The 15,999-nt window shown below is 46.4% G+C and carries 13 protein-coding genes; 9 read left to right on the forward strand and 4 right to left on the reverse strand.

Annotated elements, in window-relative coordinates; all coding sequences use genetic code 11:
* Positions 1-116: 116 nt before the first annotated feature.
* A complete protein-coding gene (gene nadC, locus AACR75_RS10230; protein WP_047690035.1) occupies positions 117-1,004 on the reverse strand; it encodes a carboxylating nicotinate-nucleotide diphosphorylase in 888 nt (295 codons plus the stop codon).
* 124 nt (positions 1,005-1,128) lie between these two features.
* Here nadC and ampD point away from each other — a divergent pair, with 124 nt between their 5' ends.
* Entirely contained in the window at positions 1,129-1,680 is a 552-nt protein-coding gene (ampD, locus tag AACR75_RS10235) for a 1,6-anhydro-N-acetylmuramyl-L-alanine amidase AmpD (RefSeq protein WP_202599069.1), read from the forward strand.
* A gap of 21 nt (positions 1,681-1,701) precedes the next feature.
* On the opposite strand, the gene fldB is transcribed toward ampD, so the two are convergent.
* Complete coding sequence (fldB, locus tag AACR75_RS10240; RefSeq protein WP_013857680.1) at positions 1,702-2,220, reverse strand: flavodoxin FldB; 519 nt, start codon at positions 2,218-2,220, stop codon at positions 1,702-1,704.
* 152 nt (positions 2,221-2,372) lie between these two features.
* Here fldB and xerD point away from each other — a divergent pair, with 152 nt between their 5' ends.
* The 7 genes from xerD to lpdA all read left to right on the forward strand — a co-directional run bounded on the left by xerD (position 2,373) and on the right by lpdA (position 13,439).
* Positions 2,373-3,281: a site-specific tyrosine recombinase XerD gene (xerD, locus tag AACR75_RS10245; protein WP_013857679.1), complete on the forward strand. Its 909-nt coding sequence runs from the start codon at positions 2,373-2,375 to the stop codon at positions 3,279-3,281.
* Positions 3,282-3,294: 13 nt separating this feature from the next.
* Complete coding sequence (locus tag AACR75_RS10250; protein ID WP_017045785.1) at positions 3,295-4,068, forward strand: thioredoxin fold domain-containing protein; 774 nt, start codon at positions 3,295-3,297, stop codon at positions 4,066-4,068.
* A gap of 41 nt (positions 4,069-4,109) precedes the next feature.
* Positions 4,110-5,849 carry a single-stranded-DNA-specific exonuclease RecJ gene (gene recJ, locus AACR75_RS10255; RefSeq protein WP_047690039.1) on the forward strand — a complete coding sequence of 580 codons (1,740 nt, stop codon included), beginning with the start codon at positions 4,110-4,112 and terminating at the stop codon, positions 5,847-5,849.
* Positions 5,850-6,312: 463 nt separating this feature from the next.
* Complete coding sequence (gene pdhR, locus AACR75_RS10260; RefSeq protein WP_013857676.1) at positions 6,313-7,080, forward strand: pyruvate dehydrogenase complex transcriptional repressor PdhR; 768 nt, start codon at positions 6,313-6,315, stop codon at positions 7,078-7,080.
* A gap of 53 nt (positions 7,081-7,133) precedes the next feature.
* Entirely contained in the window at positions 7,134-9,809 is a 2,676-nt protein-coding gene (gene aceE, locus AACR75_RS10265) for a pyruvate dehydrogenase (acetyl-transferring), homodimeric type (RefSeq protein ID WP_047690041.1), read from the forward strand.
* Between the two features lie 18 nt (positions 9,810-9,827).
* Entirely contained in the window at positions 9,828-11,711 is a 1,884-nt protein-coding gene (aceF, locus tag AACR75_RS10270; protein WP_047690043.1) for a pyruvate dehydrogenase complex dihydrolipoyllysine-residue acetyltransferase, read from the forward strand.
* 300 nt (positions 11,712-12,011) lie between these two features.
* Positions 12,012-13,439 (forward strand): dihydrolipoyl dehydrogenase, encoded by a 1,428-nt coding sequence (gene lpdA / locus AACR75_RS10275; protein WP_013857673.1) that lies wholly within the window; start codon positions 12,012-12,014, stop codon positions 13,437-13,439.
* Between the two features lie 101 nt (positions 13,440-13,540).
* On the opposite strand, the gene AACR75_RS10280 is transcribed toward lpdA, so the two are convergent.
* Positions 13,541-14,158, reverse strand: a complete 618-nt coding sequence (locus AACR75_RS10280; RefSeq protein WP_017043694.1) for a LuxR/HapR/OpaR family quorum-sensing transcriptional regulator — start codon at positions 14,156-14,158, stop codon at positions 13,541-13,543.
* 371 nt (positions 14,159-14,529) lie between these two features.
* Between AACR75_RS10280 and hpt the strand changes: the two genes are divergently transcribed.
* A complete protein-coding gene (gene hpt, locus AACR75_RS10285) occupies positions 14,530-15,060 on the forward strand; it encodes a hypoxanthine phosphoribosyltransferase (RefSeq protein WP_010319544.1) in 531 nt (176 codons plus the stop codon).
* An 84-nt stretch (positions 15,061-15,144) separates the two neighbouring features.
* On the opposite strand, the gene can is transcribed toward hpt, so the two are convergent.
* Positions 15,145-15,813 carry a carbonate dehydratase gene (gene can / locus AACR75_RS10290; RefSeq protein WP_013857670.1) on the reverse strand — a complete coding sequence of 223 codons (669 nt, stop codon included), beginning with the start codon at positions 15,811-15,813 and terminating at the stop codon, positions 15,145-15,147.
* Positions 15,814-15,999: the final 186 nt, after the last annotated feature.

Below are 15,999 nucleotides of genomic sequence, written 5' to 3' on the forward strand. Positions count from 1 at the left end.
AAGCCGATACCCTAGAAAATACAATGCCGCTCACCTTAAGTGAACGGCATTAGCTCGTCCGGCTTCCTTAACTATTTGAAATTTTTGATCTTTATTCCAATAATTGATGTAATTAATTACTGAAAGCGCATTGAGAGATCGAGTGCTTTAATGTGCTTAGTCAGCGCGCCGACTGAGATGTAATCGACACCGGTTCGCGCGTAATTGCCAATGGTTTCTAATGTGACGTTACCAGAATTTTCTAAAGCCGCGCGGCCTGCGTTAATTGCTACCGCTTCGCGCATCATCTCAATACTAAAATTATCCAGCATAATGATGTCAGCACCCGCTTGAATCGCCTCTTCTAACTCTTGCAAGCTTTCGGTTTCGACTTCGACGGGTTTACCGGGGTTGAGCTGTTTAGCGGTGCTGATGGCTTGGGTTATACCGCCACAAGCAATGATATGATTTTCTTTAATTAAATAAGCATCAAACACGCCAATACGATGGTTAAAGCCGCCGCCACACGCGACAGCATATTTTAGTGCGCTGCGCAGGCCAGGGATAGTTTTGCGTGTATCAAGTAGTCGGCATTCGGTGCCTTCTAGCTGTTTGGCATACTGAGCAGTAATGCTGGCGCAACCTGACAAGGTTTGAATGAAGTTCATCGCATTGCGTTCACCAGTCAGCAGCGCGCGAGCTGGACCTTCAAGAGTGCACAAAACTTGGTTTGGCTTAACTTGATCACCATCTTGGACATGCCAGTCAATTTTCACTTCACCACCAAGTTGTTTGAAGACTTCCTCTGCCCATGCTTGGCCACAAAATACGCCATGTTCACGGGTGATGAGAGTCGCGCTATTACGCGCATCCGCTGGAATAAGGTTTGCGGTGATATCAGCAGTCACATCCAAGCTGCCACCGAGATCTTCTCTGAGTGCATCGCTAACTGTACGAGTAATTTCCAATGGGAGTTGCTGTTTCAGATAATCAAGGCGTTGTTGGCTGTTGTGTGTATTTTTCATCGCAAATCTAATATGGTGTTGAACAGAGTGAGAATGATACGCTGAGTTTTACTCAAATTCAGCCACTAATCTCGCATTTCCTCTGGCTAAGGTTCATTTTTGTTTGAGTGTAAGGGGGCAACTGATGATCGATAAAAAGGGTTGGTATCAAAGCGCACGTCGAGTGCCATCGCCGTTTTATGATCAGCGAAGCGATGCGCAAGATATTTCATTGCTGGTGGTACATAATATCAGCTTGCCTCCGGGCCAGTTCGGCGGCCCATATATTGAGCAGTTTTTCACTGGCACGCTTGACCCGAATCAACACCCTTTTTTTCAAACCATCCACCAGATGCGCGTCTCGGCTCACTGCCTCATTCGGCGAGAGGGAGAAGTAGTGCAATTTGTGCCATTTAATGCCAGAGCTTGGCATGCGGGCCAGTCAAGCTTCGCTGGTCGTGCAAAATGCAATGATTATTCGATTGGGATTGAATTGGAAGGGAGCGATGAGACGGCTTATACTCCTGCGCAATATCAAGCCTTAGCGACTTTGACGTGTGCATTGCAGCGGCGTTATCCGCTCATCACCAATCAACGCATCACCGGGCATCAATACATTGCGCCATTACGCAAAACTGACCCCGGTTTGGTATTTGATTGGCGGTGCTATCGAGCCTTGTTGGCAACAAATGACTAACAACAAATAGCGAACAACGAATTAAATCGAATCGTGATATTCCACTAAAATTTGCTCAACCCAGCATTGAATGCGTTCGTCGCTTTGCTCGTATTGCGAATCTTCATCGAGTGCGAGACCAACAAAGTGGCGGCCATCTTTCGTTAGGGCTTTTGACGCTTCAAAATGGTAGCCTTGGTTGGGCCAGTAGCCAATCAATTGAGCGCCAATTTGTTTTAGCTCATCATGCAGCATCCCCATCGCATCGAGGTACCATTCGCCATAACCTTCTTGATCGCCTAAGCCGAATAATGCGACGTACTTGCCGTTTAGCGACACGCCACCGATTTGATCCCATATTGCGCTCCAATCTTCTTGGATTTCGCCAAAGTCCCAAGTTGAGATGCCCAGTATTAAAAGATCATAGTTGCTCATCAAAGAGAGTGGCGTTTCTTTCACATTGTGAATCTCCACCAAATCCTCACCGATGAGCGCACGGATCTTCTCTGCTGCCATTTCGGTATAACAAGTTGTTGAGCCGTAAAAAAGACCGATCTTCATAATTTTGTGTTCGTTTTAAATCAAGAATAGTGAATTCTAACCATAAAATGACGCGCTTTGCAGCGATTATCCTGCCGATGATGTTTTTTTATGGTATTAAACCAGTAGCTCACATAACCTGAGCAACTCGATTTTCACCACAGAGGTTTGATGTGTCTGAATATATTTCTCCTGATCAAGGGGTTGTGGAACAGTTTTTAGATGCGATGTGGATGGAGCGTGGTTTAGCTGAAAACACGCTCTCATCGTATCGCAATGATCTGACGAAATTGTTGCAATGGATGCAGCACAATAATTATCGCCTCGATTTTATTAGTGTCACTGGTTTGCAGCAGTACCAAGCGTGGCTCGCTGATCAAGACTATAAGCAAACCTCGCGGGCACGTATGTTGTCGGCGATTCGTCGTTTATTTCAATATCTGCACCGTGAAAAACTCCGCGGCGATGATCCGAGCGCGCTCTTAATTAGCCCTAAATTGCCACAGCGTCTGCCTAAAGATTTATCCGAGCAGCAAGTGGAAGATCTATTGAATGCTCCCGATACTAATAATCCTCTAGAATTACGTGACAGAGCGATGTTGGAACTCTTGTATGCAACAGGGCTACGGGTGACCGAATTGGTTTCACTGACCATGGAAAATATCAGTTTACGTCAAGGCGTAGTAAGAGTGATTGGTAAAGGTGGCAAAGAGCGTCTTGTACCGATGGGCGAAAATGCCGTTGATTGGATTGAAACTTTTCTTGAACAAGGGCGGTCTACTCTGCTGGGCGAACAAACGTCGGATGTGGTTTTCCCTAGCCGACGAGCAAGGCAGATGACTCGTCAAACCTTTTGGCACCGAATTAAACACTACGCAGTGATCGCACAAATCGATGTGGAAAAACTCTCTCCACACGTATTAAGGCATGCTTTTGCCACGCATCTACTCAATTACGGTGCCGATTTGCGTGTAGTGCAAATGCTGCTCGGTCATAGTGACTTATCGACCACGCAAATTTATACTCATGTTGCGACTGAGCGACTTAAACAATTACATAGCGAGCACCATCCAAGGGCTTGAAAAGGTGAATTTAATGAGCGTATTACGCCAACTGACTCTTCTTACATTGCCACTTTTTGCTGTGGCGTGTAACGCCGAAACCACAGAGCAAGTGACGTCAACGGCTGTGCAAGCGGCTGCGCTTGATAAAACGGTTTTTGAACAACGTTTTTCTAAACTCGGATTGGAAGTGCTGAGTGTTCAAGCCTCTGATATTCCGGGAGTGATTGAAGTGCAAACTTCCGGTGGCGTGCTGTTTTCTGCGCCTGACGCGAGCCATTTTATCGCCGGAACCTTGTATGAATTAGATAAGAATGGTGGTTATGTCGATGTGTTAGCCAAACGCCAAGCGCCGGTTAATGCGGCGAAGATCGCGCAGTTTGAATCGAGTATGATCGAATACAAAGCCGCCAACGAAAAATACGTGGTGACTGTTTTTACTGATATTACCTGTGGTTATTGCACTCGCTTGCATAGTCAAATGAAAGGGTATAACGACCTAGGGATCACCGTGCGCTACATGGCTTACCCGCGTCAAGGCGTTACGGGGCAGGTAGCTGATCAGATGGCCGCTATCTGGAATGCAGATGATAAAATGGCAGCGATGAATGAGGCAAAAACCAATCATCAATTGCCAGAAGCAGGACAGAACATTCAACAGGCTAAGCAATTGATTACCAAGCACTATCAGCTCGGACGTGAGTTAGGCATCAACGGCACGCCTGCGATTTTCCTACCGAATGGCGAAATGGTTGGCGGTTATTTACCACCAGAGCAATTGTTGCAACGCCTTCAGCAGATTCAATAACTTTAGGAGTCGGGCTTGAGTGTTCTTGAGCCCGCTGATTTATGATTGAGATAAAACAAAGACCAGCCCCCGATCTTTCGCAACTTCCTGACACGATTCCAACACTGCTTAAACGTATCTATATCAACCGTGGTATCACGAACCTTGAACAACTCGACAAGGCCGCGAAAGCACTGCATTCCTACCAACAATTAGGTGGTATAGAGCAAGCGGTACAACTACTTTTTCACGCCATCGAGCAGCAGCAGCGCATCATAGTCGTCGGGGATTTTGATGCTGATGGCGCAACCAGTTGCGCCTTATCTGTTTTGGCGTTGCGAATGTTGGGATCGCACAATGTGGACTATCTCGTGCCTAACCGTTTTGAAGATGGTTATGGCTTAAGCCCTGAAGTGGTCGATCAAGCGATTGAGCTTGGCGCGCAGATGATCATGACGGTCGATAACGGCGTCTCCTCTATCGACGGGGTGCGTTATGCCAAGCAGCAAGGATTGACTGTCTTGGTGACCGATCACCATTTACCGGGACACGAGTTGCCAGAGGTTGATGCGATGGTGAATCCCAATTTGGCTAACTGCCCGTTTCCCTCGAAGGCATTAGCTGGCGTAGGGGTGGCTTTCTATTTGATGATGGCGCTGTGCGTGCATATGCGAAAAAACGGCTGGTTTACTCGACAAGGTATGAGTGAACCCAAGTTGATGGAGCTGATTGACTTAGTCGCACTGGGTACTGTCGCTGATGTTGTGCCGCTCGATGAAAACAACCGCATTTTAGTGTATCAAGGTTTGCAACGCATTCGCGCCGGGCATGCAAGGCCGGGTATTCAAGCTTTGATTGAGGTTGCTAAACGTGACGCGAGGCGTTTAGTTGCCTCGGATTTTGGCTTTGCGTTAGGGCCACGCATCAATGCGGCAGGGCGCTTGGATGATATGTCATTTGGCGTTGAGCTGCTAATGTGCAATGACATTCACGCTGCGCGTCGAATGGCCAGTGAGCTGGATAGCCTTAACCAAACTCGTAAAGAGATTGAAGAGGGGATGAAGCAAGAGGCGCTGGCTTTTTGTGAGCGCCTGCAACTGAGTGAAAATAGCGAATTGCCGCACGGTTTAGTGCTGTTTCAACGCGATTGGCACCAAGGTGTGATTGGTATTTTAGCCTCACGTATTAAAGATAAATATCATCGCCCTGTGATTGCGTTTGCCGATGGTGGCGATGGCAGTATCAAAGGGTCATGCCGCTCTGTTGCTGGGTTACACATGCGCGATGTGCTTGATCGCATTGATACACAAAACCCCGGTTTAATCGCCAAATTTGGCGGTCACGCGATGGCGGCAGGTTTAACTATTGCCGAAAAAGAGTTTGAGCGTTTTGCTGAGCTGTTTGATCAAGCTGTACGTCGCGAGTTAGATGAAAGCGCGCTCAAGGGCGTGATTTTATCCGACGGGGAGTTAACACCTGAAGAGTTCTCGATGCACACCGCTGAAACCTTGCGTTCCGGCGGCCCATGGGGGCAGGCGTTTCCTGAACCTCTCTTTGACGGTGAGTTCAAACTACTGCACCAAAAACTGGTGGGGGAAAAGCATTTGAAACTGATGCTTGAGCCGTTATTCAAAGGCCACCCAACCAACATTATGATCGATGGTATCGCTTTTAATGTCGATTTAAGACGCTGGCCAGATGCGTCGGTGAAAACGGTGCGCCTTGCGTATAAGCTTGATATTAATGAGTTTCGCGGCAATCAGTCACTGCAATTGATGATTGATCACCTCGAAGCGAAGTAACGGCTTGATATTTCTCTTCTTTCGATGCGTGACATGATCTTCCCTCCCTTAGAAAGGGGAGATCTCAACGAATGTTTGCTCTTACATTCCCTCCCCTTCAAGGGGAGGGCTAGGGTGGGGTATATCTTTTGATTGATATTGTGTTTTTCGAATTACACCCCCTCCCAGCTTTCCCCTAGAAGGGGGAGGAGCCAAAGAATGTTTTCTCTAGAAAGGGTAGATGACAACGAATTTTTCCCCATTTCTAGCCTATCATTTTCCCATCTGTATTCATTTTGTAATTGGTCTGACCAATAATATTGCTGTTTTAATCGACTATTGTTATCAAAGTGTTTAAGTGTGGTCCGTTCTATGATTTAGGTCAACTTTTGGCTGGACAGCTACGTTTTAATTATGTTAATTTCTGCACCAACTTGAAATTGGTATTACCAATTGACTGCAAAGAGTAGAAGAATAATAAATTATGGCTTATCAAAGGATTCGTCAGCCAAAACTCTCTGATGTAATTGAACAGGAGTTAGAAAGGCTGATCGTGGAAGGAACACTCTCTCCGGGGCAACAATTGCCTCCAGAACGAGAACTGGCAAAACAGTTCGAGGTGTCTCGTCCATCCATTCGTGAAGCCATTCAACGCCTCGAAGCCAAGCGTTTATTAACCCGCCGTCAAGGTGGAGGTACGTTTGTCAGTGAGAACATTTGGCAGAGTTTCTCTGATCCTCTGCTAAATTTATTGTCTAGCCACTCTGAAACCCAGCTCGATCTATTGGAATCGCGCCACGCGATGGAAGGTATTTCAGCTTATTTCGCAGCATTGCGTGGTACTGAGGAAGATTTTGCTCGCATTCAAGCCTGTTTGGCGAGAATTGGTGAACAACAAGCGAAAAAAGAGGTCGAAGCAGAAGCGTCTGCGGTGGTCGCGTTTTTAGTCGCTCTCACTGAAGCGGCCCACAACGTGGTGCTTTTGCATATTGTTCGCAGCCTCGCTCCTTTGCTTGAGCAAAATGTTCTACAGAATTTAAAACTATTACACCGCCGCCATGAAGTGGTGGAGAAAGTAAGTAGACACCGAGCTAATATCGTGGATGCGATCGTTTCTGGTCAGCCGGAAAAGGCGCGCGAAATGTCCCATTCTCACTTAGCTTATATCGAAGAAACATTGCTGGATTTGACCAAAGAAGAGTCTCGTCGTGAGCGTTCGTTGCGCCGAATTCAGCAGGGTAATGAGTCGTAACCTACGGCGAATTGCTTGTTTTATAGATCCAACCAATAGAAGGATAGATCGCCATGTCTGACATGAAGCATGACGTAGATGCACTGGAAACTCAGGAATGGCTAGCCGCCCTTGAGTCAGTTGTACGTGAAGAAGGTGTAGAACGCGCTCAGTTCTTACTTGAGCAAATTCTAGATAAAGCACGTCTAGACGGTGTTGATATGCCAACCGGTATTACCACGAACTACATCAACACCATTCCAGCTGCGCAAGAACCAGCATACCCAGGTGACACAACGCTTGAGCGTCGCATTCGCTCAATCATCCGTTGGAACGCGATTATGATCGTTCTACGTGCATCGAAAAAAGACCTCGATCTTGGCGGCCACATGGCGTCATTCCAGTCTTCTGCTTCGTTCTACGAAACATGTTTTAACCACTTCTTCCGTGCGCCTAATGAAAAAGATGGCGGTGACTTGGTTTATTATCAAGGTCACATCTCTCCAGGGATCTACGCACGTGCGTTCGTTGAAGGCCGCCTAACGGCTGAGCAACTTGACAATTTCCGCCAAGAAGTGGATGGCAAAGGTATTCCTTCCTACCCACACCCGAAATTGATGCCTGAATTCTGGCAATTCCCGACCGTATCTATGGGTCTAGGTCCAATTTCTGCAATCTATCAAGCGCGTTTCCTCAAATATCTTGATGGCCGTGGTATGAAAGACACTTCTGAACAGCGTGTATACGCGTTCCTAGGTGATGGCGAGATGGATGAGCCAGAATCACGCGGTGCGATTTCATTCGCCGCTCGTGAGAAGCTTGATAACCTATGTTTCCTTATCAACTGTAACTTGCAACGTCTAGACGGCCCAGTCATGGGTAACGGTAAGATCATCCAAGAACTTGAAGGCCTATTTAAAGGCGCAGGTTGGAACGTTGTTAAAGTGATTTGGGGTAACAACTGGGATTCTCTACTGGCGAAAGACACCACAGGTAAGCTGCTTCAGTTGATGAACGAAACCATCGATGGTGACTACCAAACATTTAAAGCGAAAGATGGTGCTTACGTGCGTAAACACTTCTTTGGTAAATACCCAGAAACAGCGGCGCTTGTTGCTGATATGACTGACGATCAAATTTTCGCGCTCAAGCGTGGTGGTCACGAGTCTTCTAAACTGTACGCAGCCTTTACTAATGCTCAAGACACGAAAGGCAAGCCAACCGTGATTCTGGCGAAGACCGTTAAAGGTTACGGCATGGGTGAAGCGGCAGAAGGTAAGAACATCGCTCACCAAGTGAAGAAAATGGACATGACTCACGTGCTGCAACTGCGTGATCGTCTTGGTCTACAAGATCTTCTGACGGATGAAGCTGTGAAAGAGTTGCCATACCTAACATTGGCAGAAGGCTCGAAAGAGCACGAATACTTACACGCTCGCCGTAAAGCGCTAAAAGGTTACACACCTCAACGCTTGCCTAAGTTCACTCAAGAACTTGTGATTCCAGCGGTTGAAGAGTTCAAGCCTCTGCTTGAAGAGCAAAAACGTGAAATCTCAACCACAATGGCATTTGTCCGTGCGTTGAACATTTTGCTCAAAGATAAGAGCATTGGTAAAAATATTGTGCCAATCATTGCAGATGAAGCACGTACTTTCGGTATGGAAGGTCTGTTCCGTCAAATCGGTATCTATAACCCACACGGTCAGAACTACACTCCTCAAGACCGCGACATCGTTTCTTACTATAAAGAAGCGACTTCAGGTCAGGTACTGCAAGAAGGGATCAACGAGCTGGGTGCTATGTCTTCATGGGTTGCTGCAGCAACTTCATACTCGACAAACGATCTGCCAATGATTCCGTTCTACATCTACTATTCTATGTTTGGTTTCCAACGCGTTGGCGACATGGCATGGATGGCAGGTGACCAACAAGCACGTGGTTTCCTATTGGGTGCTACTGCTGGCCGTACTACGCTGAACGGTGAAGGTCTACAGCACGAAGATGGTCACTCGCACATATTGGCGGCAACGGTTCCTAACTGTCTTTCTTACGATCCAACATTTGCTTACGAAGTTGCAGTCATCATGCAAGACGGTATTCGCCGCATGTATGGCGATCAAGAGAACGTGTTCTACTACCTAACGCTGATGAACGAGAACTACGCAATGCCTGAAATGCCACAAGGCGCTGAAGAAGGTATTCGTAAAGGTATCTACAAATTAGAAAGCTACGCTCCACAAGGAACGATTGGCTCTAAAGGTAAAGTTCAGTTAATGAGCTCAGGTACGATCATGAACGAAGTACGCAAAGCGGCTCAAATCTTAAGTGATGAGTACGGCGTGGCTTCAGATGTTTACTCAGTAACATCATTCAATGAAGTGACTCGTGATGGCCAAGCATGTGAGCGTTACAACATGCTTCACCCTGAAGCGCAGCCGCAAGTACCTTACATTCAAACGGTAATGGGCAGCGAGCCTGCCATCGCAGCAACTGACTACATGAAGAACTACGCTGAGCAAGCGCGTGCGTTTATCCCGGCTGAATCATACAAAGTACTAGGTACTGATGGTTTTGGTCGTTCTGATAGCCGTGAAAACCTACGTCGTCACTTCGAAGTGAACGCAGGTTACGTGGTGGTTGCCGCGCTAAGCGAACTAGCGAAACGTGGTGATGTTGAGAAATCAGTTGTGGTTGAAGCGATTAAGAAATTCAACATCGATACTGAAAAAACAAACCCGCTATACGCTTAATTAAGGTAGGAAAGAATAATGGCAATCGAAATTAATGTACCGGATATTGGTGCGGATGAGGTTGAAGTTACTGAGATTCTTGTCAGCGTTGGCGACAAGGTTGAAGAAGAGCAATCTCTTATTACTGTAGAAGGTGATAAGGCTTCTATGGAAGTACCGGCTTCTCAAGCGGGTATTGTAAAAGAAATCAAAGTAGTCGCTGGCGATAAAGTATCGACCGGTTCACTTATCATGATTTTTGAAGCAGAAGGCGCAGCGGTCGCAGCGCCAGCAGTGGAAGCTGCACCAGTTGCGGCTCCTGCTGCCGCGGCTGTCGCTGAGCTTAAAGAAGTTCACGTGCCAGATATCGGCGGTGATGAAGTGGAAGTCACTGAAATCATGGTCGCAGTCGGCGATTCAATCGCAGAAGAGCAATCTCTACTGACGGTTGAAGGTGACAAAGCCTCAATGGAAGTACCTGCTCCATTTGCTGGTGTACTGAAAGAGATCAAAGTGGCCGCTGGCGATAAAGTATCGACAGGCTCACTGGTGATGATCTTTGAAGTGGCGGGTTCCGCTCCGGCGGCAGCCTCTGCTCAAGTGGCAGCACCTGTAGCTGCAGCACCAGCCGCTTCGGCAGCAAAAGAGATCCACGTACCGGATATCGGTGGTGATGAAGTCGAAGTGACGGAAATCATGGTGGCGGTTGGCGATACCGTGAGTGAAGAGCAGTCTCTTATCACCGTTGAAGGCGATAAAGCATCAATGGAAGTTCCTGCGCCGTTTGCTGGTGTTGTGAAAGAGATCAAAGTTGCAGCTGGCGATAAAGTGTCAACAGGCTCTCTTATCATGGTGTTTGAAGTTGCCGGTGCAGCGCCCGTTGCCGTAGCGGCCCCTGCGCAAGCAGCGGCTCCAGCCGCATCAGCGCCAAAAGCGGAAGCGGTAAAATCAGCGGTGGCAGCACCTGCCGAGTTTGAAGAGAACAATGAGTACTCTCACGCATCACCGGTTGTACGCCGTATTGCGCGTGAATTTGGTGTTAACCTAGCGAAAGTTAAAGGTTCTGGCCGTAAGAGCCGCATCCTAAAAGAAGACGTGCAAAACTACGTGAAAGAAGCGCTGAAGCGTCTTGAATCGGGTTCTGCCGCAGTGGCTTCTGGTAAAGGTGATGGCGCCGCGCTTGGCTTGCTACCTTGGCCAAAAGTGGACTTCAGCAAGTTTGGTGACACAGAAGTAAAACCGCTTTCACGTATTAAGAAGATCTCTGGTGCTAACTTGCATCGTAACTGGGTGATGATCCCACACGTTACCCAATGGGATAATGCGGATATCACCGAGCTTGAGAACTTCCGTAAAGAGCAAAATGCGATTGAAGCGAAGAACGACACTGGCATGAAGATCACCCCACTGGTGTTCATCATGAAAGCGGTAGCGAAAGCACTAGAAGCATTCCCATCGTTTAACTCTTCACTTTCTGAAGATGGCGAAAGCTTGATTCTGAAGAAGTACGTGAACGTGGGCATTGCTGTTGATACGCCAAATGGTCTTGTTGTTCCTGTCTTCAAAGATGTGAACAAAAAAGGCATTTATGAGCTATCAAGAGAGCTGGCTGAAGTATCGAAGAAAGCCCGTGCAGGTAAACTGACCGCTGCAGACATGCAAGGTGGCTGTTTCACTATCTCTAGCTTAGGTGGCATCGGCGGTACAGCGTTTACGCCTATCGTTAACGCGCCAGAAGTCGGTATCCTTGGGGTATCTAAGTCTGAGTTTAAGCCAGTGTGGAACGGTAAAGAGTTCGAACCACGCCTACAACTGCCACTATCACTGTCATACGATCACCGTGTGATTGATGGTGCGGAAGGTGCGCGTTTCATCTCATTCCTAAATGGCGCGCTATCAGACATTCGTCGTCTGGTTCTGTAAGCCAAGTTTAGTGAAAGAGAGGGCGGCCGTTAAAGCCGCCCTTGTTAACACGAATAATTGAACAATTGGATTATGAAGGGTTTTTTCTTAATCGAATTGTCGTCTAGCTCACAGGCTAAATGGATTTACTTTTCACACCATTAACATCTCTGTAAACTGTTGCGGTCTGAAAATAATTCGTTTTAATTCATTTGTTTTAAGTAATTGGCTCAGTCATGGGTTTAATTCATTGGATTAAACACTAAAAACAACGAGAACATCCACTCAGCCTGTTAGGGATAATGACTACAAGAGGTCAAAATGAGCAAAGAAATCAAAGCCCAAGTCGTCGTACTTGGTGCCGGTCCTGCTGGTTACTCCGCTGCATTCCGCTGTGCAGACTTAGGTCTTGAAACAGTACTTGTTGAACGCTACAGCACCCTTGGCGGTGTGTGTTTGAACGTGGGTTGTATCCCATCAAAAGCGTTGCTGCACGTTGCAAAAGTTATCGAAGAAGCGAAAGCATTGGCCCAGCACGGTATTGTGTTTGGTGAACCACAAACGGACATCGATAAAATCCGCCTTTGGAAAGAAAAAGTTATCAACCAGTTAACGGGCGGTCTTGGCGGCATGGCGAAGATGCGCAAAGTGACTGTCGTGAACGGTTTCGGCAAATTTACTGGCCCTAACGCCATTGAAGTTGAAGGTGAAGACGGTAAAACCGTGGTTAACTTTGATAACGCCATCGTTGCAGCTGGTTCTCGTCCAATTAAACTGCCATTCATTCCTCATGAAGACCCACGCATTTGGGATTCAACGGATGCACTTGAACTGAAAGAAGTTCCTGGGAAACTGTTGATCATGGGTGGTGGTATCATCGGTCTAGAAATGGCGACGGTTTACCACTCGCTAGGTTCTAAGATTGATGTGGTTGAGATGTTTGACCAACTTATCCCAGCGGCGGATAAAGACATGGTTAAAGTCTACACCAAACGTATCAAAGACAAATTTAACCTGATGCTTGAAACCAAAGTAACCGCTGTTGAAGCAAAAGAAGATGGTATCTACGTTTCAATGGAAGGCAAAAAAGCACCAGCGCAAGCTGAGCGTTATGATGCCGTTCTTGTTGCTATCGGCCGCGTACCAAACGGTAAGCTGATGGATGCTGAAAAAGCAGGTATTGAAGTGGATGAGCGCGGCTTTATCAATGTTGATAAGCAAATGCGTACTAACGTTCCTCATATCTTCGCGATCGGTGATATCGTTGGTCAACCAATGTTGGCGCACAAAGGTGTGCATGAAGGCCACGTAGCGGCAGAAGTAATTTCTGGTAAGAAGCACTACTTTGATCCTAAAGTTATCCCTTCAATTGCGTACACTGAGCCAGAAGTGGCTTGGGTTGGTAAAACTGAAAAAGAAGCCAAAGCAGAAGGCATTAACTACGAAGTCGCGACATTCCCATGGGCAGCTTCTGGCCGTGCTATCGCTTCTGATTGTGCTGACGGTATGACTAAGCTTATCTTTGATAAAGAGACTCACCGCGTGATTGGTGGCGCTATCGTTGGTACTAACGGCGGCGAACTGCTTGGTGAAATCGGTTTGGCTATCGAAATGGGTTGTGATGCAGAAGATATCGCTTTGACGATTCATGCTCACCCAACGTTACATGAATCGGTAGGCCTTGCTGCGGAAGTATTTGAAGGCACGATTACTGATCTGCCAAACGCAAAAGCGAAGAAAAAAAAGTAACTTCAACGCTGATGCGTTAAATTGCTGGTTAGTTAAATAGTAAAAACCGCTGAACTCAGCGGTTTTTTTATGCTCATAATTCAGAGACTAGGAAGTTAAGCCTAGTGATCTTTTTTATAGATGCAGAGCATGCTGAGGTAGCTTTTCACGAGTACACCCATGCTGGCTTCGTCTTGTATGCGATTTGCTTGTACAAATAGTGAGTAGAAGATACCAAGAAAGAGCGTAGCAAGATGTTCTGGCTCATGTTGATCGCACACTTCGCCACGTTCAATGGCTTTGATAAACATATTTTGTACCAAAAGTTGATTAGTACGGTTGGTGGAGACAAAAAGTGGCCACACTTCTTCGCGCGTTGAAGCGCTCCATTCAAACCATACTTTTAACCAGTGACAATCTTCAATCACAAGAGAAATCATCTTAGTGGTGATGTTGGTTAAGTTATCTTTCGCATGCAAATCAAGATCAATATTATCTGCGAGGAAGTTTGAAAACTGACGTACAACATGAGTGAGTACGTCGTCGACTAAATCTTCTCGGGTTGGAAAGTAGTTAAAGACAGTAGCGACTGAAACTTGGGCGATTTCAGCAATATCTGCGTGGCCACCTCGGCCTATTCCCCGTGTTGCAAACACTTCAAGGGCGATTTCCATCAGTTGAAGTTTGCGTTTTTGTGGTGATAAGCGAGTTCTGGGGCGTTTTTCTATCGATGTTTCCATGAGTTGTTAATCCTTGCCAATGACTGTTGAATTGAGCTTTTCGCTCTAATGATTATTTTGTTAGTTGCTTTAAAGCTTTATGAGTGTACTGCTGCATATGGTTGAGGTCAACGTTTCGAGTTTGTTTTTTGTGCGATCGTGTTAAATCCCATCAGATTCAACGTGTTTTATTGTAGCTTTTATTGATGTGGCGTATTTGTGGTGAGAGTGTCTGCGGCAGCGTAGGAGCTTTATTTCATCATATCCAGAGTTTTGCTAATTATTTAACTATCCTGTGTGGCAGTGGTACTATACGCGCCAAGCTAGTTACGCGACGCCATCATTAAACTGCGATGATCGTAGCGTGTCGCATCACCCGAAAAGAGAACAGTATGAAACATACAGTTGAAGTGATGATTTCTGAGCAAGTGGTTCAGGAACGAATTCGTGAATTAGGCAAACAAATCACAGAGCATTACCAAGGTAGTGAAGATCTGGTGCTAGTGGGCTTGTTGCGCGGCTCATTTGTCTTCATGGCAGACTTAGCTCGCGCGATCGACTTAGTTCATCAAGTCGATTTTATGACCGCGTCAAGCTATGGCAACACGATGCAAAGCTCACGTGATGTGCGCATTCTGAAAGATCTGGATGATGACATTAAAGGTAAAGATGTGTTGCTGGTAGAAGACATTATTGATACGGGTAATACACTAAATAAAGTAAAAGAAATTTTGTCTTTACGTGAACCTAAATCCATTCACATTTGTACTTTACTGGATAAGCCTTCACGCCGTGAAGTACCTGTAGAGGTCAAGTGGATCGGTTTTGAAATCCCAGATGAATTTGTCGTGGGCGTAGGTATTGACTACGCGCAAAAATATCGTCACCTACCTTACATTGGTAAAGTTGTGCCGCAAGCGTAATTTTGCCAGCGATAATAGAATGCCCACTAAATAGTGGGCATTCTATATTTTTAACTATCAGTTTTCACGGCAATTAATACGCTGTTATCGACACAGCAAGTTATGTTGCGCATTAAGAATTTTTTCCATCGCTTTTTGATAGGTGTCGTTGACTCGCTCACGTGAATCGCAGCGAACGCCTAAGTATTCCAAACGTCCGTCTTCAATACCGTAGACCACGCCATGCAGCTCGACATCTTGGCCGCGCTCCCATGCGTTTTGCAGTACGGTTGAGTTACCTAAATTATACACTTGCTCGGCAACGTTGATTTCGCACAATTTGTCGGCTTTATCCTGTTCTGGCATCGCATCTAAGTAGGTACGGTGTTTAAGGTATAAGTCACGCACGTGCAGTAACCAGTTGTTGATCAAGCCCAGCGGTGGGTTATCAATCGCTGCGTTGACGCCACCGCAGTCATAGTGTCCACAGATGATGATGTGCTTGACCTTCAGTACGTCAACCGCGTACTGCACCACAGAAAGGCAGTTAAGGTCAGTGTGAATCACTTGGTTTGCAACGTTGCGGTGTACAAACAGCTCACCAGAATAAAGCCCAGTCAAACGCTCGGCCGGAACTCGGCTATCAGAACAACCAATCCATAGAAAATCTGGGTCTTGCCCGCGAGCGAGTTTTGCAAAGTACTCAGGACGTTCAGCCTTAATCGATTCAGACCAACGTGAGTTATTTTCAAAAAGCTGTTTCAGTTCTGGCATCTCACTTCCCTTAAAAATAGTTCAATCGCATCAATGGTAATGCGCAAGAATAGGCCTGACTATACACAATGTTACAATTCTGTTCTCTTATAAAATGACAAAACACTCACTCATCTGACGAGTTTTCCTAGTAAAAAAATTAAACTGCTTCCATCGCTATTTGGATGGTCAACAGAGAATCAATCA

The organism is Vibrio sp. ZOR0018, assembly GCF_963865925.1.
Taxonomy (GTDB): Bacteria; Pseudomonadota; Gammaproteobacteria; order Enterobacterales; family Vibrionaceae; genus Vibrio; species Vibrio anguillarum.